General features: G+C 48.1%; 24 protein-coding genes. 10 read left to right on the top strand and 14 right to left on the bottom strand.

Features of this window, described 5'->3' with window-relative positions; translation table 11 throughout:
- The first annotated feature begins 121 nt into the window (after window positions 1-121).
- Window positions 122-1,495 carry an L-serine ammonia-lyase gene (locus tag J3369_RS09850; RefSeq protein WP_349586150.1) on the top strand — a complete coding sequence of 458 codons (1,374 nt, stop codon included), beginning with the start codon at window positions 122-124 and terminating at the stop codon, window positions 1,493-1,495.
- A gap of 47 nt (window positions 1,496-1,542) precedes the next feature.
- Here the strand turns inward: J3369_RS09850 and cysB are convergent, their stop codons facing one another.
- Window positions 1,543-2,517 carry an HTH-type transcriptional regulator CysB gene (cysB, locus tag J3369_RS09845; protein WP_119501312.1) on the bottom strand — a complete coding sequence of 325 codons (975 nt, stop codon included), beginning with the start codon at window positions 2,515-2,517 and terminating at the stop codon, window positions 1,543-1,545.
- 267 nt (window positions 2,518-2,784) lie between these two features.
- On the opposite strand from cysB, the gene J3369_RS09840 reads away from it, so the two are divergent.
- The 3 genes from J3369_RS09840 (at window position 2,785) to J3369_RS09830 (ending at window position 4,773) form a co-directional block, all read left to right on the top strand.
- Window positions 2,785-3,483, top strand: a complete 699-nt coding sequence (locus tag J3369_RS09840) for a sensor histidine kinase (protein WP_349586148.1) — start codon at window positions 2,785-2,787, stop codon at window positions 3,481-3,483.
- A gap of 78 nt (window positions 3,484-3,561) precedes the next feature.
- Window positions 3,562-4,326 (top strand): hypothetical protein, encoded by a 765-nt coding sequence (locus J3369_RS09835; RefSeq protein ID WP_349586146.1) that lies wholly within the window; start codon window positions 3,562-3,564, stop codon window positions 4,324-4,326.
- Between the two features lie 24 nt (window positions 4,327-4,350).
- A complete protein-coding gene (locus J3369_RS09830) occupies window positions 4,351-4,773 on the top strand; it encodes a DUF4124 domain-containing protein (protein WP_349586144.1) in 423 nt (140 codons plus the stop codon).
- A gap of 13 nt (window positions 4,774-4,786) precedes the next feature.
- Here J3369_RS09830 and J3369_RS09825 read toward each other — a convergent pair whose 3' ends face one another.
- Window positions 4,787-5,692, bottom strand: coding sequence for a LysR family transcriptional regulator (locus J3369_RS09825; protein WP_349586142.1), 906 nt, complete (start codon window positions 5,690-5,692; stop codon window positions 4,787-4,789).
- 104 nt (window positions 5,693-5,796) lie between these two features.
- Here J3369_RS09825 and J3369_RS09820 point away from each other — a divergent pair, with 104 nt between their 5' ends.
- The 3 genes from J3369_RS09820 to J3369_RS09810 all read left to right on the top strand — a co-directional run bounded on the left by J3369_RS09820 (window position 5,797) and on the right by J3369_RS09810 (window position 8,620).
- On the top strand, window positions 5,797-6,504 hold the full coding sequence (locus J3369_RS09820) for a CoA transferase subunit A (RefSeq protein ID WP_349586140.1): 708 nt from the start codon (window positions 5,797-5,799) through the stop codon (window positions 6,502-6,504).
- A gap of 2 nt (window positions 6,505-6,506) precedes the next feature.
- Entirely contained in the window at window positions 6,507-7,163 is a 657-nt protein-coding gene (locus tag J3369_RS09815) for a CoA transferase subunit B (RefSeq protein ID WP_349586138.1), read from the top strand.
- Window positions 7,164-7,285: 122 nt separating this feature from the next.
- A complete protein-coding gene (locus J3369_RS09810; RefSeq protein ID WP_349586244.1) occupies window positions 7,286-8,620 on the top strand; it encodes a DEAD/DEAH box helicase in 1,335 nt (444 codons plus the stop codon).
- 49 nt (window positions 8,621-8,669) lie between these two features.
- Here the strand turns inward: J3369_RS09810 and J3369_RS09805 are convergent, their stop codons facing one another.
- The 3 genes from J3369_RS09805 to J3369_RS09795 all read right to left on the bottom strand — a co-directional run bounded on the left by J3369_RS09805 (window position 8,670) and on the right by J3369_RS09795 (window position 10,595).
- The gene (locus J3369_RS09805; protein WP_119501305.1) at window positions 8,670-8,912 is read right to left on the bottom strand and encodes an EF-hand domain-containing protein; all 243 of its coding nucleotides are present in this window, start codon (window positions 8,910-8,912) and stop codon (window positions 8,670-8,672) included.
- A gap of 59 nt (window positions 8,913-8,971) precedes the next feature.
- Window positions 8,972-9,970 carry an oxygen-dependent tRNA uridine(34) hydroxylase TrhO gene (gene trhO / locus J3369_RS09800; protein WP_349586136.1) on the bottom strand — a complete coding sequence of 333 codons (999 nt, stop codon included), beginning with the start codon at window positions 9,968-9,970 and terminating at the stop codon, window positions 8,972-8,974.
- A 118-nt stretch (window positions 9,971-10,088) separates the two neighbouring features.
- Complete coding sequence (locus tag J3369_RS09795; protein WP_349586134.1) at window positions 10,089-10,595, bottom strand: VC2046/SO_2500 family protein; 507 nt, start codon at window positions 10,593-10,595, stop codon at window positions 10,089-10,091.
- Between the two features lie 121 nt (window positions 10,596-10,716).
- Here J3369_RS09795 and J3369_RS09790 point away from each other — a divergent pair, with 121 nt between their 5' ends.
- Window positions 10,717-12,357, top strand: coding sequence for a response regulator (locus tag J3369_RS09790; RefSeq protein ID WP_349586132.1), 1,641 nt, complete (start codon window positions 10,717-10,719; stop codon window positions 12,355-12,357).
- Here J3369_RS09790 and J3369_RS09785 read toward each other — a convergent pair.
- Both J3369_RS09785 and J3369_RS09780 read right to left on the bottom strand, forming a co-directional pair.
- Entirely contained in the window at window positions 12,331-13,284 is a 954-nt protein-coding gene (locus J3369_RS09785; RefSeq protein WP_349586130.1) for a DMT family transporter, read from the bottom strand. The two genes, J3369_RS09790 and J3369_RS09785, sit on opposite strands and share 27 nt — an antisense overlap.
- A gap of 4 nt (window positions 13,285-13,288) precedes the next feature.
- On the bottom strand, window positions 13,289-14,134 hold the full coding sequence (locus J3369_RS09780; RefSeq protein ID WP_349586128.1) for a DUF6279 family lipoprotein: 846 nt from the start codon (window positions 14,132-14,134) through the stop codon (window positions 13,289-13,291).
- Between the two features lie 212 nt (window positions 14,135-14,346).
- Here J3369_RS09780 and J3369_RS09775 point away from each other — a divergent pair, with 212 nt between their 5' ends.
- Window positions 14,347-15,345, top strand: a complete 999-nt coding sequence (locus J3369_RS09775; protein WP_349586126.1) for a 6-phosphofructokinase — start codon at window positions 14,347-14,349, stop codon at window positions 15,343-15,345.
- Between the two features lie 50 nt (window positions 15,346-15,395).
- On the opposite strand, the gene J3369_RS09770 is transcribed toward J3369_RS09775, so the two are convergent.
- The 4 genes from J3369_RS09770 to J3369_RS09755 all read right to left on the bottom strand — a co-directional run bounded on the left by J3369_RS09770 (window position 15,396) and on the right by J3369_RS09755 (window position 18,602).
- The gene (locus J3369_RS09770; protein ID WP_119501298.1) at window positions 15,396-16,223 is read right to left on the bottom strand and encodes a LytR/AlgR family response regulator transcription factor; all 828 of its coding nucleotides are present in this window, start codon (window positions 16,221-16,223) and stop codon (window positions 15,396-15,398) included.
- Between the two features lie 10 nt (window positions 16,224-16,233).
- Window positions 16,234-17,298 carry a sensor histidine kinase gene (locus J3369_RS09765; protein WP_119501297.1) on the bottom strand — a complete coding sequence of 355 codons (1,065 nt, stop codon included), beginning with the start codon at window positions 17,296-17,298 and terminating at the stop codon, window positions 16,234-16,236.
- 105 nt (window positions 17,299-17,403) lie between these two features.
- Complete coding sequence (locus tag J3369_RS09760; RefSeq protein WP_303574166.1) at window positions 17,404-17,865, bottom strand: Mpo1 family 2-hydroxy fatty acid dioxygenase; 462 nt, start codon at window positions 17,863-17,865, stop codon at window positions 17,404-17,406.
- Window positions 17,866-17,924: 59 nt separating this feature from the next.
- On the bottom strand, window positions 17,925-18,602 hold the full coding sequence (locus J3369_RS09755; RefSeq protein WP_349586123.1) for a flagellar brake protein: 678 nt from the start codon (window positions 18,600-18,602) through the stop codon (window positions 17,925-17,927).
- Between the two features lie 117 nt (window positions 18,603-18,719).
- Here J3369_RS09755 and J3369_RS09750 point away from each other — a divergent pair, with 117 nt between their 5' ends.
- On the top strand, window positions 18,720-20,495 hold the full coding sequence (locus J3369_RS09750) for a M61 family metallopeptidase (protein ID WP_349586121.1): 1,776 nt from the start codon (window positions 18,720-18,722) through the stop codon (window positions 20,493-20,495).
- 58 nt (window positions 20,496-20,553) lie between these two features.
- Here J3369_RS09750 and J3369_RS09745 read toward each other — a convergent pair whose 3' ends face one another.
- From J3369_RS09745 to yejK, 3 genes are all read right to left on the bottom strand, one after another.
- Complete coding sequence (locus tag J3369_RS09745; RefSeq protein WP_502877435.1) at window positions 20,554-21,363, bottom strand: M23 family metallopeptidase; 810 nt, start codon at window positions 21,361-21,363, stop codon at window positions 20,554-20,556.
- A 23-nt stretch (window positions 21,364-21,386) separates the two neighbouring features.
- Window positions 21,387-22,262, bottom strand: a complete 876-nt coding sequence (locus J3369_RS09740; RefSeq protein WP_349586119.1) for a 6-carboxytetrahydropterin synthase — start codon at window positions 22,260-22,262, stop codon at window positions 21,387-21,389.
- A 135-nt stretch (window positions 22,263-22,397) separates the two neighbouring features.
- Complete coding sequence (gene yejK / locus J3369_RS09735; RefSeq protein WP_349586117.1) at window positions 22,398-23,453, bottom strand: nucleoid-associated protein YejK; 1,056 nt, start codon at window positions 23,451-23,453, stop codon at window positions 22,398-22,400.
- Between the last annotated feature and the right edge of the window lie 101 nt (window positions 23,454-23,554).

Below are 23,554 nucleotides of genomic sequence, written 5' to 3'. Positions count from 1 at the left end.
ACATTTCTTTACATCCCATTAGGTTTACTTATTCCTGCATTAGGATTTCTGTATTGTAGTTGATCCGGTTCAGATGCATGATCATTAACTATAATTAAAATAAAGTGAGAAACGGTTAAGTATGATCAGTGTTTTTGACATGTTCAGTGTCGGTATCGGACCTTCCAGTTCCCATACTGTCGGCCCGATGCGGGCGGGTGCGGAATTCGCCTCAGAGCTTGCAGGTGAAAACCGCCTGGAATCCGTTGCGTCTGTGCGGGTGGAATTATTCGGTTCGCTGGGACAAACAGGCAAAGGCCACGGTACCGGTAAAGCGGTAATCCTGGGGTTACTCGGAGAGTTGCCGGAGTCAATTAACGTTGATGCAATCGACAGCATGCTGGATACCATACACCATGCCGGTAAACTGATGCTTAACGGTACCCGCAGCGTCATCTTCCCGAATAAAAACGCGGTGGTTTTTCATCGCCGCAAAACGCTGCCAAAACATGCAAACGCTCTCACATTCTTTGCCTACGATAACAATGATGAACTGGTTAAAAGCCAGACTTATTACAGCATTGGCGGCGGCTTTATCATTAAAGATGAAGACTTTGACGCAGCCAAAACCCTTGCTATTGCTACGCAGGCGTCTGTGCCCTACCCGTTTAAAACGTCAGAACAACTGTGCCAGCAGTGCAACGCCAACGGTTTACGCATCAGTTCTCTGATGCTGAAAAACGAAAGCGTATTGCGCCCGGCCGCAGAAGTAAAACGCATGCTGTTCGATATCTGGCTGGTCATGAAAGCCTGTATTGACCGTGGTATTGATAATGAAGGTATATTGCCGGGTGGCCTGAAAGTGGTGCGCCGGGCTCCGGGCCTCTACCGCCGTTTGCAATCTGAGCGCTCTGCCGATCCTATGCAAACCATGGACTGGGTAAATCTGTTTGCGCTGGCAGTGAACGAAGAAAATGCTGCCGGAGGCCGTGTAGTCACAGCGCCAACCAATGGCGCAGCCGGCATTATTCCGGCTGTACTGGCGTATTTTGATAAATTCATCCGTCCTGTTGATGAAGAAACGGCTGCCCGCTTCCTGCTAACCGCCGGTGCTATCGGTATTTTATATAAAGAAAATGCCTCTATATCCGGCGCAGAAGTCGGTTGTCAGGGTGAAGTGGGCGTTGCCTGTTCAATGGCAGCCGGTGCACTGGCTGAAATCATGGGTGGTACTGTAGCTGCTGTGGAAAATGCCGCAGAAATTGGTATGGAACATAACCTGGGGCTGACTTGTGATCCGGTCGGTGGATTAGTTCAGGTACCGTGCATTGAGCGTAATGCCATGGGCGCCATTAAGGCCATCAACGCCAGCCGTCTGGCGCTTCGCGGTTCCGGTGAGCATAAAGTATCACTGGATAAGGTGATAAAAACCATGCGTGATACCGGTAATGACATGAAGACCAAATACAAAGAAACTGCCAGAGGCGGTCTTGCGGTTAATATTATCGAATGCTGATAAAACACAGGCCGGAAGAATCCGGCCTGTTTTGTTTCACAAAGGTGTTATTTCACCGGCAGCGTAATGCCTCTGAACATCTTCTCTACCTCATCATTATTTTTCAGCATCATGGCTTTTTCGACTTTGTCTTTGGTCAGATGCGGCGCGAAACGCTCAATGAAGTCATACATGTAAGTACGTAAGAACGAGCCTTTGCGGAATCCGATTTTTGTGGTGCTGTAGTCAAACAGATGAGACGCATCGATTTTCACGAGATCATCATCCAGCTCTTCACTCACCGCCATTGAAGCGATTACACCGATCCCTACACCTAAGCGCACATAGGTTTTAATGACATCAGCATCGGTGGCAGTAAACACTATCTTCGGCGTAAGACCGGCACGTTCAAATGCCTGGTCCAACTCCGAGCGGCCGGTAAAACCAAACACATAGGTGACCAGCGGATACTTGGCGATATCAGCGATATCAATTGAACCCTTTTTCGATAACGGATGGTCTTTATTCACTATCACGCTGCGGTTCCAGTGATAACAAGGCAGCATCACCAGATCGTTGTACAGGTGAAGCGCTTCGGTAGCGATGGCAAAATCCGCTTCGCCTTTCGCTGCAAGGTCAGAAATTTGCGACGGCGTTCCCTGGTGCATATGTAACGACACCTTAGGGTATTTATTCATGAAGCCTTTAATCACATCAGGTAACGCGTAACGGGCCTGAGTATGGGTGGTGGCGATATTCAGCTTGCCCTGGTCAGGCAGCGTATGCTCCCGGGCTACAGATTTAATACTCTCAACTTTGGCCAGTATTTCTCTTGCAATGTTAATCACATCGTTACCCGCGTCTGTTACATGAGTAAGATGTTTGCCGCTGCGACCGAAGATTTGCACACCAAGTTCATCTTCCAGCATCCTGACTTGCTTACTGATGCCGGGTTGTGAGGTGTAAAGACTTTCTGCTGTTGCGGATACGTTGAGATTGTTGTTCTGCACTTCTACTATGTAGCGAAGCTGCTGTAATTTCATGTTTTGTGTCCCTCACCGGCTGGAACGTATTGGTTCTGATTACCGTTATAACTAAAACCGCAGGCGATTGCTATAGTCGATTTGGTTATAACCGAAGAAAGTACTATAAATGCAAATAATCGTTAATCACTTAGTGTTCAGGTATTTAGTTTCTCTGAAAATCACCGATAAACGAATAGTAAGCTATACTCAATGCGCCCGGGGCATCCTTTACAATTGCTGTACACCGTTGTTTCATAACACAAGACGCGCACATTCAGAGGATTTATGTCGGAAAAATCTCCGTTACAGACCATCGATTTTTCGTCCGTACTGGCAGCAGCCGTACACGATATGAAAAATTCACTGTGCCTGCTTATCCAGTCCATCGAGTCGCTGGCGGAGAACCTGCCTCCTGAAAACAGTCAGGCAAATGAGAAAGTTGCCAGCGTGCATTATGAGGCAACACGGCTTAATACTAATCTTGTGCAGATCCTGTCCTTATACCGCGCCGAACTCAATCAACTGCCTGTAACCATTGATGAATGCTTTATCGACGATTTGTTTGAAGATGTCATGTCTTCCGTCCGCATTTATATGGAACAAAAAAATCTGCTTGTTACCATTAACGTGGAAAATGACATCAGCTGGTATCTCGACCGCGAACTCATATTCATGTTAATCAATGACGTATTGATTAACGCTATGCGCTATGGCACATCACAAATTATATTGAATGCGGCGGTCCGTGACGAAACGCTTGTGATTACGGTAGAAGATGACGGGCCCGGCTATCCCTCTTCTATGCTGGAAAAAAGTACAGCAGACCTCGCCGGATTCGATTTGAGTCAGGGCCGGACGGGATTGGGCCTCTTTTTTGCGCGGCTGATTGCCAATGCCCATGTAAATAACAACCATTGCGGGGAGATTTCACTAAATAACGGTGGTACTCTGGGTGGTAGTGTTTTTGAAGTAAAATTGCCTTAAACTTTAACTGGATAGGACGATGATCAGTGAAGTCCCGGCGACACAGGCAATTGAGACATTTTTAATGGATATATACTCATGTTTTTCACAATAATAATAATACTCATTGTTGTACTGGTCATTGCTGCCATTATGATCAATGCGTTTCAACAACACCGTGCTAAACAGGAAGCCGACCGCCGTAATGAGGCATCCAAGCACCGTAAAATTATTGATGAAACTGAAAATGTGATCATGGCCTGCTCAAACATGCCGGTATCCCAGCGTTTAATGGGGATCCTTCAAGCCCGCGTGCACAATGCATTAAAAGCCATGGCGGAACTCGGTGCAGGCACGCCTGATATTAAACAGCGTATAGCAGACGCTGAGAATTCTAAAAACAGTGCCATGTCGCTGGACTCTCCTGCAACGGCAGACTTTTCCCTGCCGGATAACGACAAACTGATTATTCAGTATATTCAGGCAGTGAAAAAACTCCGTATTTTGCTCCGTTCTGAGCATTCCAAAGGAAAAATTGAAAGCCGTATTTTCGCTGAAGAAGATAAAAGTTTGGAACGTTTGCAGCTAAAGGTGAATATCGAAACCTTAATCAAACGCGGCCGCGGTGCCATGCAATCCAATATGCTGGGCTCTGCCAGACAGTATTTTGAAAAAGCCATCAAGGCTCTGGAAAGTCAAAGCCAGCCGGATGAATACATCTTATCCCGCACTGCCACACTGAAAGAATGGCTCACAGCCATTCAGGACGATCTTAAAAACGCCAATGCTGAAGACCGCGAGCGTCGCCGTGAAGCAGAGCGGGACGAACTGGATGAATTATTTGCACCGAAGAAAAAATGGTAGTGAATACATAACTGTTCCTGGCTGATGAAGAAAAAGGTATTTTTCGTACTCTGTGCGTTTATCATTAACGCATGCATCGTGCTCTGGCTTGTCCGCGAGCCGGTGACTAAACTACTTACACAGCAAGACAATCCGGCCATTCAAAAGATCACCAATGCGATGCCGTCACTTAACATGCCCGGCATCCCGCTACCGGAACTTCCGGACTTGCCTGAATTAACATCCATTGAATTACCTTCACTGACAGGTTCTGCTGACGATGAGAACAGCAACCGCCAGGCAACCAAATCCCAAGCGGGCAAAATCTGTGGCAGCACCGGCTCAGGTCAAATCACAGGAGGCAAAACACTGTATCGCTGGCAAGACGAAAACGGCATGGTACATCTGTCAGATACGCCTCCTGAAAATCACTCACTGGCTGTCACCACACTTAATACATGCGATTAATAACCGCGATGTTTCATAGTGAGTTATTCTCTGACCGGGTATAGGCACGCTCACACAATTGCCAGAATTCGCCGGCCGCAACCGACAAACCGCCCCGCTGACTACGGATCATACCCACGGGTTTTTTAAGCGGATTATCTTTGATGGCACAGCACACCAGCCCGCGACTTTCCATTTGCTGACGGCAAATAGCCGGCACCACAGAAATGCCCATCCCCTGCGCGATAAGCTGGCCGACTGACCCAAGCTGACCGGTTTCCGCGATGATGTTCAGCTGGCCGGGGCCCTCCGCCGCCTGCTCAGTCCAGCGGCGCACTGCAGAACCCCGGTTCATGGCGATAAACGGATGGGACAGCAATTCATGCCAGGGAACAGCATCCTGCATTGCCAGAGGATGACCCGGATACATCACTGCGATAAATTCATCGGTAAACAAAGGCTTAAAAATCAGACCATCTGCTATTTCGGGCTCAAAAGTAAACCCAATTTCTGCGTTACCCAGTAAAACATTATCAATCGTTGCTTCCATGACCACGTCCAGCAACCGGAGACGGATATTATTAAACTTGCGGTGGTAATCATTCAGTAACGCGGGAAGTTTACTCTCGGCAAAAGACGGCATTGCAGCAATGGTAAGTTTACCCTGCTGCATGGCAAACAGGTTTTGCATGTCATGGAAAGTTTCATCCCATTCATTTACCAGACGCTTCGCATTGGGTAACAGGGTTTGCCCTTCAGGGGTAAGTGAGACACGTCTGGTACTGCGGCTGAACAGTTTGCCGCCCAGCTGCTCTTCCATTTTTTTAATGGCAGACGACAAAGCAGGCTGCGTCAGATGGAGTTTTTCCGCCGCCTCAGCGAAAGTGGAAGATTCGGCCACACGGATGAACGCCAGCATGTTACGGTACGATATGCTCATATTGATAAAAATATTTTATTAATATTGATATAAAATCAATTTTACAAAATTTTATCAGTCACGGATACTTTAATTGATTCATTATTCATCAACAGGAGATTCATATGTCAGGTTTCGATAAAGTCGTTACCAGTTATGAAGCAGCACTGGAAGGTCTGTCTGACAACATGACCGTTGTGGCCGGCGGCTTTGGACTGTGTGGTATTCCGGAAGGGTTAATTGCACAAATCAAAACAGTAGGTGTTAAAGGCCTGACTGTGGTATCAAATAACTGCGGTGTCGACGGCTTTGGTCTCGGTATTTTGCTTGAAGACCGCCAAATCAAAAAGATGGTGTCTTCCTATGTTGGTGAAAATGCCCTGTTTGAAAAACAGTTGCTCGACGGCGAACTTGAGGTCGAACTGACCCCGCAAGGTACGCTGGCTGAAAAACTGCGCGCCGGTGGCGCCGGTATTCCCGCGTTCTACACGGCAACAGGCTACGGCACACCTGTCGGTGAAGGCAAAGAGGTCAAAGAGTTTAACGGCCGGCCTTATATTCTTGAAGAGTCTATTACCGGTGACTTTGCTATTGTCAAAGCCTGGAAAGCAGACCGCTACGGAAATTGCGTTTACCGTCACACCGCACAAAACTTTAATCCCATGGCAGCCACCGCAGGTAAAATCACTGTGGTTGAAGTTGAAGAAATTGTAGAACCCGGTGAACTTGAGTCCTCTCAAATTCACACCCCGGGTATTTTCGTAGACCGCGTGATTAAAGGTACATTCGAAAAACGTATTGAGCGTCGCGTTACCGCGAAGAAGGAGGCGTAATCATGGCATTAACCAGAGATCAAATCGCAATGCGAGTGGCGCAGGAATTTCAGGACGGCAGTTACGTAAACCTCGGCATCGGTATTCCTACCCTGGCGGCTAACTATGTACCCGAAGGCATAGAGGTCATGCTGCAATCAGAAAATGGCCTTTTAGGCATGGGCCGCTATCCTGATGAAGACGAAATTGACGCGGACATGATCAACGCCGGTAAAGAAACCGTGACGGCTATCACCGGCGCTTCTATTTTCAGTTCCGCCGACAGCTTCGCCATGATCCGTGGCGGGCACGTTGATTTCACTGTGCTGGGCGCATTTGAAGTCGATGTAAACGGTAATATCGCTAGCTGGATGATTCCCGGCAAACTCATTAAGGGCATGGGCGGTGCCATGGACCTGGTGGCCGGAGCGAAGAACATCATTGTTACCATGACTCACGCCGACAAACACGGTAATTCAAAACTGTTAGAGGCCTGCACCCTGCCCCTTACCGGCGTGAACTGCATTACACGCATCATCACAGATCTGGCCGTACTTGAAGTTGCAGACGGTGCTTTTCATCTGTATGAACGGGCGCCCGGTGTTTCCGTGGACGAAATCCGTGAAAAGACCGCCGGCAAACTGATTGCCGCTGATGATGTACCGGAAATGCAACTTTAATCTTCCTGACATAAAGTAAAGAGGTGCCTTACCGCACCTTTTTACTTTGCTTCCCGCCTTTATCTGACAAAGCCTTTCGTGGATAATACCGCCATTGTTTTATACGGGGTATTCACTTGAGCTTGTTAATTGCCGATCTTCCGGTTCACCATAAAATTGTCAAACGTTTGCAGGAAAAAGGCCTGGAAAGCCTCACTGAAGTGCAGGAACAAACTATTCTGCCGGCTCTGCAGGGCAAGGACATCATGGCATCGTCAAAAACCGGATCCGGTAAAACCTTTGCTTTTCTGATCCCTCTTGTTCACCGGTTAATGACCAACAAGGCGCTCAGCAAGCAGGATCCCCGCGCACTTATTCTTGCCCCTACCCGAGAGCTTGCCAAACAGGTGTTCTCGGAATTACGCAGCCTTGCTAACGGTGTCGGCCTGCAAAGCGCACTGATTGTTGGTGGTGAAAATTATAACGATCAAATCAAAGTGCTGCGCCGCAACCCTCATGTCATTGTGGGCACCGCTGGCCGGATTGCCGATCACCTGGAAGACAAATCATTTTTTATTAACGGGCTGGAACTGCTTATTTTCGATGAAGCAGACCGTATGATGGATTTAGGCTTTGCGGATCAGCTTAACCTGATCAACCGCTTCGCGGATCACCGTAAGCGTCAGACAATGTTGTTTTCTGCCACGCTGGACAATATTGCCCTGAGTCATTTAACCCGCGACTTATTAAAGGCTCCTGTACGTGTGGCCGTTGGTGAGTCTACTGCTGCCCATCAGGATATCGACCAGACTTTGTATTTTGCCGATGACGTGGGACACAAAGATAACCTGCTGCTCACGGTACTTAAAGAACAGGACTACAATCAGGCGGTAGTCTTTACAGCAACCAGAGAAGACACAGACCGCATTGCTGCCATTTTAAATGAGCAGCATCTTGAAGCTGTTGCTTTACGGGGTGATTTGCCGCAAAACCAGCGGGCTGCCATCATGAGTAATTTCAGTCGTGGTCAGAATAGTGTGCTGGTTACAACGGATCTCGCTTCCCGGGGCCTGGATTTGCGCAAAGTAGGCTTAGTCGTCAACTTTGACCTGCCGAAACAGTCTGATGAATATATCCACCGGATTGGCCGTACAGGCCGGGCCGGAGACAAGGGTGTTGCTATTTCATTTGTGGGCCCGAGGGACTGGGCAAGCTACCTGACGATTAAAGATCATGTCAGCTATGATGTTGACTGTACCACGCATCCCCTGTTACCGGCGAAGTTCAGCGGTAAAAAGCAGAAGAAGCTGAAGAATACAAAAGGACAGGATGAGCGCAATCGCAGTAAAACCGGCTCTGCCGGTCAAAAGCCTCCGGTGAAAAGACGGGTGAATACCATGAAAGGCGATGAAGCCGGTCATATGCCGGTGATGAAGAAAAAACGCAATGACGTCATCGACGATGACGAAGAAGAATGACACAAAAAAACGGGCTGAATAAGCCCGTTTTTTTTAAAACAATGCAGGATTAATATTCCCACCAGCCTTCCTGCCACCAGGCAAGAAATTCTTCAAAATCGATGTAGCCGTCATCATTGTCGTCAATAATTTTGAACCCTTCTTCCACATGGCTCATTTTCGTTTTCGGCGACAATACGGTCAGCAGTTCAATAAATTCAGGCAGATCGATTTGACCGTTACCGTCTTTATCAAAGAAGCTGAAATCACTTTTGATTTCTGCGATTTTTTCTTCTGTAAGTTGGGTGCTCACTTAATGTCCTGATTAATTACGACTTATGAACAAAGTGTACAACCCAACTTCCCGGCTGTCTACTTAACCTGTGCCTGTTTTGCTGCCAGCGCACGTTGACGCTGCTCTTCTGCTTTTTCCTGACGACGTTTTTCCATTGCCAGTCTTGCATCAGAACCCACGTGCTCTTCGCTGCGTGCTTTCGCCAGCTGAACCTGTTTTTCACGCTCGCGGAAGCGGGCAATCTGGTCGTCACTGTGTGTACCGTGACAATGGGGGCAACTCACACCCGGCTCGTACTTATCAGACTGTTTGTCTTCTTCAGTAATCGGCAAACGACAGGCATAGCAGGCATCATACTGACTTTTCTGTAAATCATGATTTACCGCAACACGGTTATCAAATACAAAGCAGTCACCTTCCCATAAAGACTCTTCTGCCGGTACATCTTCCAGATATTGCAGAATACCGCCTTCCAGGTGATAAACCTCGTCAAATCCCTGCTCTTTCAGGTAAGCCGTGGATTTCTCACAGCGGATACCGCCGGTACAGAACATGGCCACCTTCTTATGCTTTTCCGGGTCCATGTTATCTTTCACATAATCAGGAAATTCACGGAAGGTCTTTGTTTTTGGATCGACGGCATGTTTGAAAGTACCGATTTCAATCTCGTAATCGTTGCGGGTATCAATAACCAGCACGTCAGGATCACTGATAAGGTCGTTCCAATCTTTGGGTTTAACGTATGTACCCACCGTATGACGGGGATCAATACCTTCCACCCCCATTGTCACGATCTCTTTTTTCAGTTTTACCTTGGTGCGATAGAACGGCTGCTCTTCATGCAGGGATTCTTTATAAGAGATAGGGTTGATTCGCGGGTCGCTGTTCAGATAAGCGAGTAAGCTATCAATCCCTTCCCGGGGACCGGAAACTGTGCCGTTAATGCCTTCGCTGGCAAGCAGTAATGTGCCTTTAATACCCTGCTCTTCCATCTTTTCGAGGAGGGGCTGGCGCATGGCTTCATAGTTTTCAAGCGCAACGAATTTGTACATCGCGCAAACGATATATTGAGTCATTTTATATTTACCTTTGCTGATTGGAGCGTAAGACCAGTGCAAATTGCGGCGCGAAATATACCAGAACGTCTGCGATTTTCCAAATCAGCTCAGGATCTAACAAAAAATAAGCATTTTTTCAGGCAGTCAGCAATGAGGAAGAACCACTTATCACCTCATCCAGCATAGTTTCATCTACAGGTTCCGGCGCGCGGGAAATATGCTGCAACCGCATACGGGTTGCCAGACTGCAATTTTCCTTAATTTCGGGAGGAATGAGCGTGGCGTTGTCATGGGCACTTAACGGATCAGGATGCATAGACTGCCATAATGAAAAAGCTGCTGCTGAGCCGGAATTCGCCATCTTTGCCGTGGTATTGAGCGCCAGATAATCTGCATCAGAGGGTTTAAGCGGTGACCGTTTATAGTGATTCAGACGGTCGGGAAAATGAGGATCGCCGGTAACCCCGTCTGCCTCTGCAGGTAACAGTGAAAAGTGCTCAGCACCGGGATGACAATGCATGGCAAGGAACAGGGAGAACTGTGCGCCTTTGCCTGCCGCACGGGCAAGCTCCCCGTTCCATTCACGATCAGGGATCAGTGCCGGTAGCCGGCCAGAGTCAAAGGGTAAATCAGGTGTACTCATACTATGCTTATCGGCATTGACCGGGATAACTAAAGACAGATCCGTACAAATTTACATACTTGAACTTTAGGCGTAATGGTCCGATCATTATACTAAAGTCTGGTTTCAGGGTAACAGGTAGATGAATTACGCAGATAAACGTGTACTGATTATAGAAGATCAGCGCCCTTTTCTGCTGGTTTTGCGGGGACTGCTGCATTCAATGGGTGCAACCGAAGTTGTCACCAAGCCCTCTGCTGAGCAGGCGTTATCCCTGTGCCGGAAACGCAAGTTTGATATCATCATCAGCGACCTTCATCTGGGTTCTGACAAAAAGAACGGTTTTGAATTTATCGAAGAGCTGCGTAGTCAGAAACTGGCAAAACCCTCAGCCATTGTGATGTTGATCAGTGCTGACAGCACCCGCCCCTTCGTACTGGGCTCTATTGATCGCGGACCTGACGACTACCTGATAAAACCCTTTTCCCAGAACCAGCTGAAAACCCGTCTTGAACGGGCCTGGAAAAAACGCCAGGTCCTGCTGCCCGTTTATCATGCTCTCCATGAAGGCGATACTGCCCTTGCCCGAAAGCAGGCGGAAAAATTACTTGCTACTAACCGGCCTTACCGTGGCTCCGTAGTGCAGTTGCTTACCGGCATCTGCTGGCAGCAGAAAGATTTCGCCGGTGCTCTGAACGTACTGAGCGATTTTGATACAGACAGACCGGTGCCCTGGTTGCAACTGGCACTGGCTAAAAACTGGTTGAAAATGAATGAGCGGGACAAGGCCCTTTCTATGGCACAAAGCGTTCTGCAACGTAACCGTTTCAGTGCCGAAGCTTATGACGTGGTGGCAGAATGCCAGTTACTCAATAACGACACTGAGCGGGCTGCAGAAACCATACGTCATGCCATCAAAATTTCCCCTTACTGCACAGAGCGTCATCACATTGCCTGTCATATCGCCCGTCAACACAAAGATTTTGTGCTGGCCAGTGAAAGTGCGCAGGCAATCTGGTTATTGTCCCGTAAAACGGTGAAAGAGCATGCGGATATCTGGTGCAGCTACATTCGCAGTATTCTGGAAGTAGCGGAAAACGCTGAAGATAAGAAAACCCGTAACCGCTATCAGCAGGAAGCCCATCTTGCCGTACAGCGGGGTAAGTTTGACGACTACCTCAGCCGTAATAACGACGAATTCGATTTCGTGATCTATGAACAAATATTCACAGCCCGTCTTCACAGCATTGAAGGAAAGCTCATTGAAGCTAAGCGGGCGTTGAACAGTGGCCAGGAAGCGATACAACACAAATACGAGTCTTATCCGCAAACCTATGCGCCGGACAGTTTAAAAGTGATGTATGCCATCGGCGAGTATGATGAAGCAGACGCTCTGGTGAATGTAATTCGATCAGGTAACCTGCACGATTCTGTAAAACAGATGCTGGATACTGACAAGCAAAAGGCTGCTGAAAAACAACAGCTTTACTCTATGCATAACAAAGAAGGCATTGAACATTATCAGCAGGGCGATTTTAAAGCGGCACGCACGTCTTTCACCAAAGCCCTGCAGTTTGCACCGGTGAATACCGGGGTTGCCCTCAACCTGCTGCAATGCGTGATTAAACTGCTGAACACCGATACTAAAGAGCAGCCGGCTTTATTAACAGACAGCAAGCGGCTGCTGAAACTGCTGGATGGTATGTTCATGAAACCTCAGTTCCTGCAAAAGTTTGAGGAACTGAGAGCAGAATTATCAGGACTTACCGGAAAGGCTGCCTGATAACACTTTAACAGGTTTTTTCCTTCCCAGCGCGGCCATCATCGAGCCGGTGACCACAAGCAATGCCCCGCCATAAGCAACACTGTCCAGTTCCGGCTGATGGAAGGTATCAGGCATAATTTTCTCAGCTAACGTCATGCTGATGAAAGTAAACACAGGTTGTACTGCCAGCACGGCGGATACCTTCGACGCATACCATACACGCATCGCCTCGGTGAAAGCACCATAGGCAACCAGTGTATTCAGGCAGCAAAACACCAGTGCAGCCATTTGCAGACCGTCCATGGACATCAGCTCTGTCGGGGTACTCAGCGGGATTAGTAACATGCCACCTGCGGCGTACATGATAAGCGTGAGTTGTCTGGCTGATAAAGTGCGTAACAATGGTTTTTGCGCCAGTGCATAAATAGCCCATGCGACAGCTGAACCGGCGATGATGAACAGGCCGGCAATACTTTCTGTTTCTGAGGCGAATATCTGAGGCAATCGCTGATTGAAAAACAATCCCAGCCCGAGGATCAAAAGTCCCGCGCCGGCAAACTGCACTTTGGTAAACGACTCTTTGTACAACAACACCCCGCCGGTCATCAGCACAAACGGCGCAATTTGCATGAGAACCTGGGCACTGGACGCACTGAGGTAATTTAATCCCATAACGTTGGTGACATAATTGGTTACCAGCATCACCGTAGCAATGGCCGCCAGCAGCCAGCCATTGCGGGTCAGCGATGCGGCAACAGGCAGGCTGCGACGTATTTTAAGAATAAAAAATACCACCAGCCCTGCCGTCAGGAACCGGTAAAAAGTAATTGTCGGGCTGTCCATTACCTTCAGGCAAAGGGTTAACGCCACGGGCAGCACGCCCCACAAAAAAGCGGTCAGCAGTGAGAGTAAAAAACCGTAGACCGGTCTGAGTTGGGATTCCAAGCAGTTATTCGTCCAGCAAATCTTCGAGACTGGTAATCATATCGTTGATCTCATCCTCCAGCTTGCTTTTTTGTTTCGCTGTCAGAGAACTTGCGACAGATGACGCCAGTCTGGCATGTTGCTGTCGATTGTTTCGCCAGACTTGAAGAAATGCTTCAGACCGGTACTGTTCAGGATTGAGCATCAGTGCAGTCAGCTGCTCAGTAAAATCAGGATTACTCTTACGGCCGGCGAATAACACCCTCGCCCGCTGCTGTAAATCACGCCGGTATGCCAGCCACAATTCCCGTGACGGCATGAAGCCGGGCGCCATATCCTGAATTAACTGTTTTTGTTCCTCTGTCAGTCCGCCAATTCTTTCTTCCATATCCTCTTCCAGGCTTTCTACACGGTCTTCCATGCGTTCCTGTTCTGACCACTCATTGGTTTCTTCTATCTTTTCCTCTGTTTCCTTGTTGTCCTTTTCCAGTGCAGCAAACAGTCTGATCACCTGCTCGTCAGACAGTTCGCCCGCCATTGATGCCAGAGGCGGAGTGATTTCCTCCCGCAAACGCTGCCAGTGCTCCGTGGCTTTGGTGTAATGAGACAACAGGCGCTGTTCTGTCAGCCGGTTCTCTGCCAAATCCTCTTTCACCAGTTTCAGATGATTGATGTAGGCGGGCAATTCTTTACTGCGATGCCAGTCAATCCACTTGTCCAGCTGCTTATCAAACATGGCTTCCTGGCGATTATTCAGCTCGATGTAATCATCCATGTACCAGTAAACCAGCCAGTCCAGATTGTTGTAAGCCAGTTTACTGCTGCATCCGCCCAGCAATAAGACAAATATAACCGTTACCCATTTTTTCATGACTGTTCCTGCCTGAAACCATTGAACAATGATACGCTCACCTCTATGCTTCACGGTAATGTGTTATCACTATAAAGCCCTGAAAATCACAGTAAATACTATTTAATTTTTAGTAACAATTCTGTCTCTCTGTGGCTTATATGATTCGTATCAACACTTGCAGTTCAACCCGCTGGCATACTTTGCCGGCTCTGATTCAATAAGGACGGAACGTGAACAGTAAAGTAGCCATACTCACCTCGGGAGGAGATGCTCCCGGCATGAATGCCTGTATTCGTGCCATTGTGCTGGTTTGTGAACGGGCCGGCCATGACATCGTCGGTTATTTGCATGGTTATAACGGTTTGCTGTCACAGGAATACATGACGCTGGACAGTCGTCAGGTACACAACCTCGCCCAGCGCGGGGGCACGATTTTACACAGTGCCCGCTGCAAGCCTTTCAAGACAGATAAGTCCGGTAAGCTTGCTGCAGCTAATCTTATTGCGCTCGGTATAGATACCCTCTTTATCATTGGGGGTGACGGCTCTTTTCGCGGCGCGGCCCATCTTGGAAAATTCTGGCAGGGTCAGATCATTGGTTTACCGGGTACCATTGATAACGACATTAACGGCACAGACGCCACTATCGGCTATTTCACCGCCATTGAAACCGCTGTCCAGTCCGTGGATAAAGTACGGGATACAGCTGATGCATTTGAGCGTGTTTTTCTGGTAGAAGTGATGGGCAGACATGCCGGTTTCCTCGGCCTGAACGGAGCAATTGCCTCAGCGTCAGACTATGTCATTTTGCCGGAACTGTTTGAAAGCGAAGAAAAGACATTAAAAGACATCCTGACTCAGCTCAATGAACGCCGGGAACAGCGCGGTAACGTGAGTTATATCATCGTGCTGGCGGAAAACCTCTGGCCCGGCGGGATTGCTGATTTAGCCTCACGACTGGAATCGCTTACTGAAACAGAAGTGCGTCCTGTTATTCTCGGGCACGTGCAGCGGGGCGGCTCGCCGGTCTCTCAGGACAGGTTGCTGGCACTTAAACTGGGTGCCTATGCGGCAACACTGACGGGCAGTGCTGTAACCGGCGTGATGATTGGAGAGCAACATGGTAAACCGGTTCAGGTACCGCTGGAAGGTACCTGGAAGCAACGTAAACCGCTGGACGACCTGTCAGTTGATACCATGACACTGCTTATGAACAACCGTTATGCGTAACCTGTTCCAAGGCAGATAAATTAAAAAACGGAGCATTATGCTCCGTTTTTCTACATCTTCATCGCGGCTTTGACTTTATCGCGGTGACTGCGGCTGACTTTCAGCTCGGTGTCATTCTGCAGAATAAGGTGATACTCGCCACTGATATGACTGACCAGCTTCTTGACGAAGCGGATATTGGCAATGGCAGAACGGTGAACTCTCACGAACCACTGGGGATTCAGTTCCTGTTCCAGTTCCTTCATGGTTTTACGCATGATATGCATACCATCCAACGCATGAACACACATATAGTCACCGGCAGCGTCAATCCACTGGATATCCTGCACGGCAACACGGGTCACTTCAGAGCCGTCTTTAATGGCCAGTACTTCAGGATAAGGATTGGTGTCGATAGACTCGCCACTGGCAAGTTTACGGAGAATTTCGTTTGTATCATCACCGGTAAGTTCAGCCACCAGATTTACCAGCTTGCGGGACTGCTCATCCTGGTCGCGGGTAGTGAAATACTCTCTTACTTTCACCAGCGCATCTGACAATCTGGCATCATCAGCCGGTTTCAGCAAATAATCAACTGCATGAATATCAAACGCTTTGATGGCATAGCTGTCATAAGCGGTGACAAATACAATCATGGGAATTGGCTGGTTCAGTTCACGGAGCTTGTGAATAACCTGAAACCCGTTCAGACCCGGCATCTGGATATCCAGAAAAACCAGATCAGGCCGGTTTTTAGAAATTACGCTTACCGCATCCAGACCATTCTGGCATTCCGCCACCACTTCTACATCAGCGTGACGTTCCAGACGTGTGCGTAACCCTTTCCTTGCCAACGGCTCGTCGTCTACCACGACAGTTTTTATTTTACGATCACTCATGCTTTACGTCTTATACTTCGTAAGGGATCCGCAGTCTCACACGTATGCCTGACGGCTGATTATGTTCAACCGAAAAAGCAAAATTACGCTGATATAAAGACTGCAGACGTTCCTTTATATTCACTAACCCCACACCGTTTTCACGATGCAGCTGACCATCCTTTATTTCCGCACCGGGCCCGTTATCAGCGACATCCATTAACAGGTCGTTGCCAAAGGTACGTGCAGAAATGGAAATTTGACCGCCGTTCTCCATAGTGGATATGGCGTGTTTAATTGCATTTTCAATAAGCGGTTGCAAAATCATCCCCGGCACCAGGGCTGACTCACAATCAGGTTCAATATCCCATACTACATCTAATCTGTCATCAAATCGTACTTTTTCTATTTCAAGATACAAACGCAGTACTTTGATTTCTTCACCCAAAGTAACCCGCTTAATGGGATCATTATCCAGAGAATAGCGTAAAAAGTCCGATAACCGTGACACCATGGCTTCTGCAATATCATTTTCTTTCAGCAGGATCAGCGTGGAAATGGCGTTCAGTGTATTAAACAGGAAGTGCGGGTTAAGCTGATAGCGCAACATTTTAATATGCGCCTGATGTGCCATGGTACTGGCTTTTAATGCATTCTGCTTTTCTTTTTGCAGCATCTGGAAGTTCTTGATACCAAAATAGGTACCCGTCCAGCAGCCCACCATGATCAGAGAATTAATCGTATTGGTAAAGTACAGATACCAGGCATCGGGCCGGTAGCCGTGCTTATAGATTTCCCAGTAGTTGACGTTCTTTACTACTGCCCATACCAGCGCCACCACATAACAGGCGAGAATGACGGTAGTGATCATTTTCAAAGGAGACAGTTTTCTGGCCCAACGAAACACATACCGTAACGGAATGGTCAGTAACCAGCCGGCATAAGCATTGAGCAAAATGATAAAGACCCAGATAGGCCGGACATCATGAAGAAACGAACCAATATAATAAATTAACGCAAAACCCGCCCAGCCCACGCTGTGCAAGGTCCAGAATAAGCGTTCGTTACTTTCGAATAACTGTTGCCAACGACTCACTTTATTACCGTAAAATCAAATAGTAATTTCAATTATACGCATATTAAACGGGTTCATGGCAATCTTGGTCGTGCTTCCCCGGCACCTTGTCGCAGTGTATTTTGCTTAATAACTTATATTTAACCGCTTAAACCAGTGAGTCCACCACCAGGCCGGGCCAATGAGTAAAAAACGGATATCATCGAAAAACGACGGCTTCCTGCCTTCGATTTTGTGACCGGCAAACTGCAGGATCCACATGACAACAAACAAGATAAGACAAAATTCCCACACAGCCACAGGGCTGCCATCAATCAGATTGATGACACCGAAACTGATAATTGTCAGTAGCGTCATAGCCGCGCCTACCGGACCGGACAGGCGGAAATAGTAGTACAGGACCGGCAGCACAAGCAGGTGGGCCCAGGTGAGATCGGTTTGCTGCAGAAAGCCGGGGAGCGGAATACTCCATATTAAACCCAGGGTAACGAGGTAAATAGACGGCACCGCGACGGCGTGGATTAACACATTCGTTTTATTCTGGTGGCTTTCCGAGTATTGCAATAACAACTTATCAATTTGTCGCATATCAATAACACTCCGTAAATGGATCCGCCGGCGGTAACGGAAAGCCTGAGCTTTTTCTGCTACAGAGCCAGAATATAGCGTTCAATTAAGGTTTCGACCGCCTTTTGCTCACTGGTAAACTGAATACCGTAATAATAGTATCCTTTTACTTCGGCAACGTTCCGCACGTTGCTGTCTATCCTAATGGTTTCACCATCCAATTTACAGCCCAATGTTATTTTTTTGTTAACTTCAAGCTTACTGTCCTCTGAACCCGTTTTTATGGCCAGTTTGCAGCCTGTTTTCGATACATCAATGATCAGGCCCCGGACTCTCTCCTGCTCTTCCTGATCTAAATAGACACTGACAGGAATGCCCGGCTGGGAACGCCGGTCGCTGCGTAGCCCCATGGTTTGCAGCTTAGACGGAAACCCGGTGATAAGAATACTGACCGGTTTGCTGAAACACTTTAAAATCGTAGTTTTGAAGGCAATAACCTGCCCCAGCCCGCCTTCGATCACAAACCTTACGACCACTTCATTGCCGGCAACAAGATAATCACGCATGTTGGCCCATTTATGGGTATTTGGTACCTGGAAAATAAATGCGTTAGGAATATCCATACCCACATAGTGCGTTTTAAGGCGTTGCGGTGCAGTGGGTGTCTCTATCTGTAAATCGACAACGGTGCCGGGCGCCAGGCTTTTCAATGCAGTCATGTCATCTTTACTTAAAGAGGTGGTTTCGGCTTTACTCACAGCAGGCTGTACTCCTTTTCAGTCAGTGACATTATCATACTCCCTTTTCGCTGATGCTGACAAAAAGTCCGGTGTGATGCATGATAGCACTCTGCATGACTTTTCACGGATATTTACATGAATTCTTTGCGATACGATCTTTCCGTCCGCTCCCGCTCTCAACATCTTTTCGCAGTAACCCTCACAATTCCCGCCTGCGACACTGATATAATGACGTTGAGCTTACCGGCGTGGATCCCCGGCAGCTATATGGTGCGGGATTTCGCCAGACACATCATCACATTGACAGCTGCAGACAACGCAGGCAATCCCTTACCTGTCGCGAAAACAGATAAACAGACCTGGCAAATTAAAGCAGGTAAACAGCCAGTCACTGTGGAATACACCGTTTATGCCTTTGATCTTTCCGTACGTGCAGCTTATCTGAACGACGAATACGGCTTTATTAATGGCACCAGTGTCTTCTTGCAGGTCAACGACCTCCCCGCAGCGTCCTGTGAAGTGACGGTATCTTTACCTGAGTCCTTAAGCCACTGGCATGTTGAAACCAGCATGCAGCCTGATGACACAAACGGTACGCATTTTATCTGCGAAGATTACGCGGAGCTCATTGATCACCCTGTAATCATGGGTGAGTGTGTGCTCGACAGTGTAACGGTTCAGGGCGTGGAATTTGTATTCCTCTTTAGTGGCAAAACGCCGGTAAACACGAAGAGAATATGTGAAGACATGGTGCCGGTTTGTGAGCATCACCTTAATTTGTTTGGTCAGCCCTCGCCCGTGGACCGCTATGTGTTCATGACATTGCTGAGCGACAGTGGCTTTGGCGGCCTTGAGCACCGGAGCTCTACGGCCCTGCTCTATCCCCGGTTTGACTTACCGCTGGAACGTGAAGGCGGTGGCAAAACTGATCAGTACGTCACCTTTCTGAGCCTCTGCTGTCATGAATTGTTTCACACCTGGCATGTTAAGCGCCTTCGTCCTTCCGTTTTCCTGAAACCGGATTTAAGCGCAGAAGTCTATACCCCCCAGCTTTGGATTTATGAGGGCTTTACCAGCTTTTATGACGATGTGACGCTGGCGAGAACGGGCCTTATCAGCCCTGAAAAATATCTGGAAATTGTTGGTCAGAACCTCACCCGTTTACAGGTGACAGCGGGACGTTTCAAACAGTCAGTGGCAGAGTCCAGTTTTGATGCATGGACCAAGTTCTACAAACAGGATGCATCAGCTCCCAACAATATTGTGAGTTACTATGTAAAGGGTGGCATCATTGCCTTTGGACTCGATTTGCTGTTACGCAGAAAGTCGCAGGGTAACGTGTCGCTGGACAGTTTAATGCAGGCACTGTGGCAGCAATTCGGTGCAGAGGAAACCGGCACCCCTGATGATGTGATTGAGACAGTTTGCCGTGAAACTTTCAATATTGATGTATCAGAGTATCTTCAGGCTGTTGTTTACGGCAAAGAAGACGTGCCCCTGAATCAGTGGCTGGCTGATATTGGCGTAACGCTGCATACAAGGCCGAAAAACTCAGCATCTGACCGCGGTGGTGTGCCGCCTTTACCGGCTTACCAGAAACATCATTTAGGGGCTGCCATTAAAAATGCAGAAACCGGCGTAACGGTTCAGGTTGTATTTGAAGACGGTACCGCTTGCCGGGCAGGACTACAGGTCAACGACAGGATCATTGCACTGGATGGCTACGTAGTGAATGACATTCTGCTGCAGCGTCTGCTGAATCAAACCGGTGAATCTGCCTTGCCGCTGACGGTAGTACGTGATGGCCGTTTGCTGACGTTATCACTGCCTGTGCTTGAAGAGCGGCAGGAAGCCTGTTACTTCACCATTGAAGATAAGGAAAAGCTGGCAGCATGGCTGGCTACAGCATAAATGATTCAGCCCCGTACAGGGGCTGATTACTTTTACAGGGTTAACTGAACATAAGTTATTAGTGGCGGGGCGGTACCAGTAACGCTGGATCCAGCCTGGTTTTACCGAGGTTAAGCCGCCAGTCAAGATGGGGACCTGTTGCTCTGCCGGTCGCACCGATGGTACCGATAGCGTCCCCCTGCGCGACCACATCCCCGGCTTTCACCTTCGAAGAGTCAAGGTGCAGAAACGTAGAGAACACACCCATTCCGTGATCGAGGATCACGGTATTGCCGCTGTAATACAAATCATCTGATAATTTCACCACACCCGCTGCGGGAGCGATAACAGGCGTACCGGTTGGTGCACCAACGTCAACGCCATAATGCGGCGCTTTAGGAATACCGTTAAGCACCCGCTGGCTACCGTATACACCGGTTACCGGGCCTTCTGCCGGCCAGATAAAACCGGTAAATACAGCATCCAGATCAGAAATATTCCCGCGGGCATTAGCTACTACAGTACTGTCTCTTCGAATACGTTTAAGTGTTTCTTCCGGCGGCGAAACCATGGAAGACTTCAAACCGTCAATACGCTGAATGTTGTACTGCCGCTTTTCCAGTTCAATGTCTCTTGAACCTGTTGTGCCATCAGGCAGCGTCCAGGATAAAGTATGATTAAGTGCTGATTCACGGGCGAAACCAAATACAAATTTGCCCTGCGCATTGAGCTTGAGTGCTTCGCCATTCAATGTAACCTGACTTCCGGGCGGCAACTGTCCACGAAACAGACTGCCCTGCGTAAATTTACCATTCAGAACCAGCGCACCGGCTTCAGAGGCTTCACTGGCAGCAAGGCTTTGTTGCAAGGAAAAAACAGACAGTGAAATCAGCGCAATGAGAGCCAGCGGGATCAGTCGCACACCAGTGCTCCTTTTCCTACGCCTTCATAAGCCAGCACTTTCACAAAGCCACCATTCTGGCGAGCTTTTTCTTCATCAAAAATAAACTGAGCCAGACATTCCACGGTGGAATCAGTAGTTATGACTTCACAATCTGATTCAGGCAACAATATTTCAAAGTAGCCTTGCGATGATTCATAGGCAAAACAGCAATACTCTCTGTCTGCCGGCACAGTGCCTGATGCCTGACGGGCTGAAAAAGCCAGTCTGTCTTCTTCCGAGGCAATATAAATATCTTCCCAGCGTGATGCCCAGTATTGCTGACTCTCAAGGCTATTTTCACCGTTTACAAACACGTCGATTTTAGAACGGTGACCATGCGCAATACGCTGGCAATTGCCATCGTGTTTTTTCAGGCCATGGGTGTAGTGATAGAACGGCGTGGTGATCACTTCGGTGCGCAGAATCAGCTCAAGGTTATCTACGTTTTCCGGCAGATGAGTAGCAATCACTTCGCGAAGGTAGCTGCCGGTGGAGTCCTTAGTAACCGTTTCACCGTAGATGAATGCGTAAGCCTCTGCCGGACAATATAGCTGAATCACCCTGCCGTCGTTGCAGGTAAACCGTACATCCACATGTTCGCTGTTGTCTTCATGCACAATCGCCACGTTGGCGTAGTCAGCAGGTACCAGCAATTTATGGTCGACATAATCATCAATCAGTCGCTTCAGGTTTTTTTTCACCTTACCGAAGTCCTGAATCATACTCTCATCGTTAAGATCGCCGGACAGGATCACATCCACGATCCAGCTTTCTCCCACCATTCCCCGCTCAGGGCACAGGTAAGAAAAATCCATGACGGTGAGGTCGTTGACAAATAATTGCATGTAAAACCTTGTTGCCGGAACTTAAACTGCCGGCATTATACGATAAATTAAACAAAGCAGGCAGGTTTCACCTGCCTGCTTACGAACGTTAGCCCGCATTTTGTTACTGTTACGGGTGAATAACGGCTATTGTACCTAATTTTTTGACTGTCTGGTCAACTGGTCTTTTAAATTTGGGGGAATACCTTTAATGGTCAGTGTGTCTGACACCGGGTCGTAGATGATTTTGTCTCCCAGTAGTTTACGTTCAAAGCTAACGGAAATACCGCCGCCCTGTCCGGTAAATTTAGCCAGCTGACGCAGCGCAGCAGGATCAGGCTGAATATTCTCTTCCAGCGGTGCCTCAAGCGTTTGCGTGAACGCCTCAAAACTGTGTTCGCTGTCACTGTCCGGCGATAACCGTCCGGATAACTCTTTAATCGACAGACTTTCACCACTGTCTATCTTTTCTTTGAAATAAGACTTCACTTCATCACGGTGCTGTTGCTGTTCTTCACGGTCAAGATTCTCACTGGCCAGATAAGCATCTACCGAAGAAATCAGTTGTTTGTTCTGCTGCTTAATGTCCACCAGCTCTTCGCAACCAATAAAATCCATAAAGAAATCAGACACCTTGCGGCCCATGAGTCCTTTAATAAAGCTTACGTAGCGTTTTTGCTCCGGCTGGATCTCAAGTTGAGTAAGGTCAATGCGTACTGCCAGTTGCATCTTCGCCAAATCAAGGTGCTCGCGGGCATTCAGCTCCAGTGCCTGATTGATTTCCACGTGGGAACGGGTATTCAGTAACGTGATCATCAGATACTGTGTTGCCAGAAACTCATACTGACAGAAAATCAGAAAACCTGTTTGCACTGTACCGGTATCGGTCAGGGCTTTAATCAGCTTGTCACCGGAAGTCAGCGTAAAGGCATGGAAGATATCTTCCAGGTTGTCCACGCGCTCTTTTTGCGCGTGTATGAATTCTGCCAGTGACGTTTTAAAAGGAATGGTATCTTCACCGCCTGCTGCTTCTTCAGTGAAATGGCCCACACCTTTTCCGGGCTTGCTGTTAAAACTGTGATTGATCTGATGAGCCAGTGATTCGATTTCCGGCGTCACCGCAAGACACTTGTCCCGTGGAATGATGGACAGCTTGTCTTCGCCGCTGACGACTAACCGGTGAACAACAAAATGATGAATCAGTGCACTCATAGACTATCTGGGATCCTGTTTAGTTGAGAATTTACAGTGGAATTCGCGGGATTTACGAATGAATGATTGTTATCACTCAGACAACGATTATAATCATTTAA

It is taken from the genome of Alteromonas sp. NFXS44 (assembly GCF_040148705.1).
Taxonomy (GTDB): domain Bacteria; phylum Pseudomonadota; class Gammaproteobacteria; order Enterobacterales; family Alteromonadaceae; genus Alteromonas.
Note: the sequence above shows the minus strand (reverse complement) of the source record. Positions and strands in the feature narration are given on the sequence as shown.

What these genes read in the sequence shown, in the direction of transcription:
- J3369_RS09850 (WP_349586150.1), top strand. Translation starts at nt 122, where the DNA reads ATGATCAGTGTTTTTGACATGTTCAGTGTCGGTATCGGACCTTCCAGT.
- cysB (WP_119501312.1), bottom strand. Translation starts at nt 2,517, where the DNA reads ATGAAATTACAGCAGCTTCGCTACATAGTAGAAGTGCAGAACAACAAT.
- J3369_RS09840 (WP_349586148.1), top strand. Translation starts at nt 2,785, where the DNA reads ATGTCGGAAAAATCTCCGTTACAGACCATCGATTTTTCGTCCGTACTG.
- J3369_RS09835 (WP_349586146.1), top strand. Translation starts at nt 3,562, where the DNA reads ATGTTTTTCACAATAATAATAATACTCATTGTTGTACTGGTCATTGCT.
- J3369_RS09830 (WP_349586144.1), top strand. Translation starts at nt 4,351, where the DNA reads ATGAAGAAAAAGGTATTTTTCGTACTCTGTGCGTTTATCATTAACGCA.
- J3369_RS09825 (WP_349586142.1), bottom strand. Translation starts at nt 5,692, where the DNA reads ATGAGCATATCGTACCGTAACATGCTGGCGTTCATCCGTGTGGCCGAA.
- J3369_RS09820 (WP_349586140.1), top strand. Translation starts at nt 5,797, where the DNA reads ATGTCAGGTTTCGATAAAGTCGTTACCAGTTATGAAGCAGCACTGGAA.
- J3369_RS09815 (WP_349586138.1), top strand. Translation starts at nt 6,507, where the DNA reads ATGGCATTAACCAGAGATCAAATCGCAATGCGAGTGGCGCAGGAATTT.
- trhO (WP_349586136.1), bottom strand. Translation starts at nt 9,970, where the DNA reads ATGACTCAATATATCGTTTGCGCGATGTACAAATTCGTTGCGCTTGAA.
- J3369_RS09795 (WP_349586134.1), bottom strand. Translation starts at nt 10,595, where the DNA reads ATGAGTACACCTGATTTACCCTTTGACTCTGGCCGGCTACCGGCACTG.
- J3369_RS09790 (WP_349586132.1), top strand. Translation starts at nt 10,717, where the DNA reads ATGAATTACGCAGATAAACGTGTACTGATTATAGAAGATCAGCGCCCT.
- J3369_RS09780 (WP_349586128.1), bottom strand. Translation starts at nt 14,134, where the DNA reads ATGAAAAAATGGGTAACGGTTATATTTGTCTTATTGCTGGGCGGATGC.
- J3369_RS09770 (WP_119501298.1), bottom strand. Translation starts at nt 16,223, where the DNA reads ATGAGTGATCGTAAAATAAAAACTGTCGTGGTAGACGACGAGCCGTTG.
- J3369_RS09760 (WP_303574166.1), bottom strand. Translation starts at nt 17,865, where the DNA reads ATGCGACAAATTGATAAGTTGTTATTGCAATACTCGGAAAGCCACCAG.
- J3369_RS09750 (WP_349586121.1), top strand. Translation starts at nt 18,720, where the DNA reads ATGAATTCTTTGCGATACGATCTTTCCGTCCGCTCCCGCTCTCAACAT.
- J3369_RS09740 (WP_349586119.1), bottom strand. Translation starts at nt 22,262, where the DNA reads ATGCAATTATTTGTCAACGACCTCACCGTCATGGATTTTTCTTACCTG.
- yejK (WP_349586117.1), bottom strand. Translation starts at nt 23,453, where the DNA reads ATGAGTGCACTGATTCATCATTTTGTTGTTCACCGGTTAGTCGTCAGC.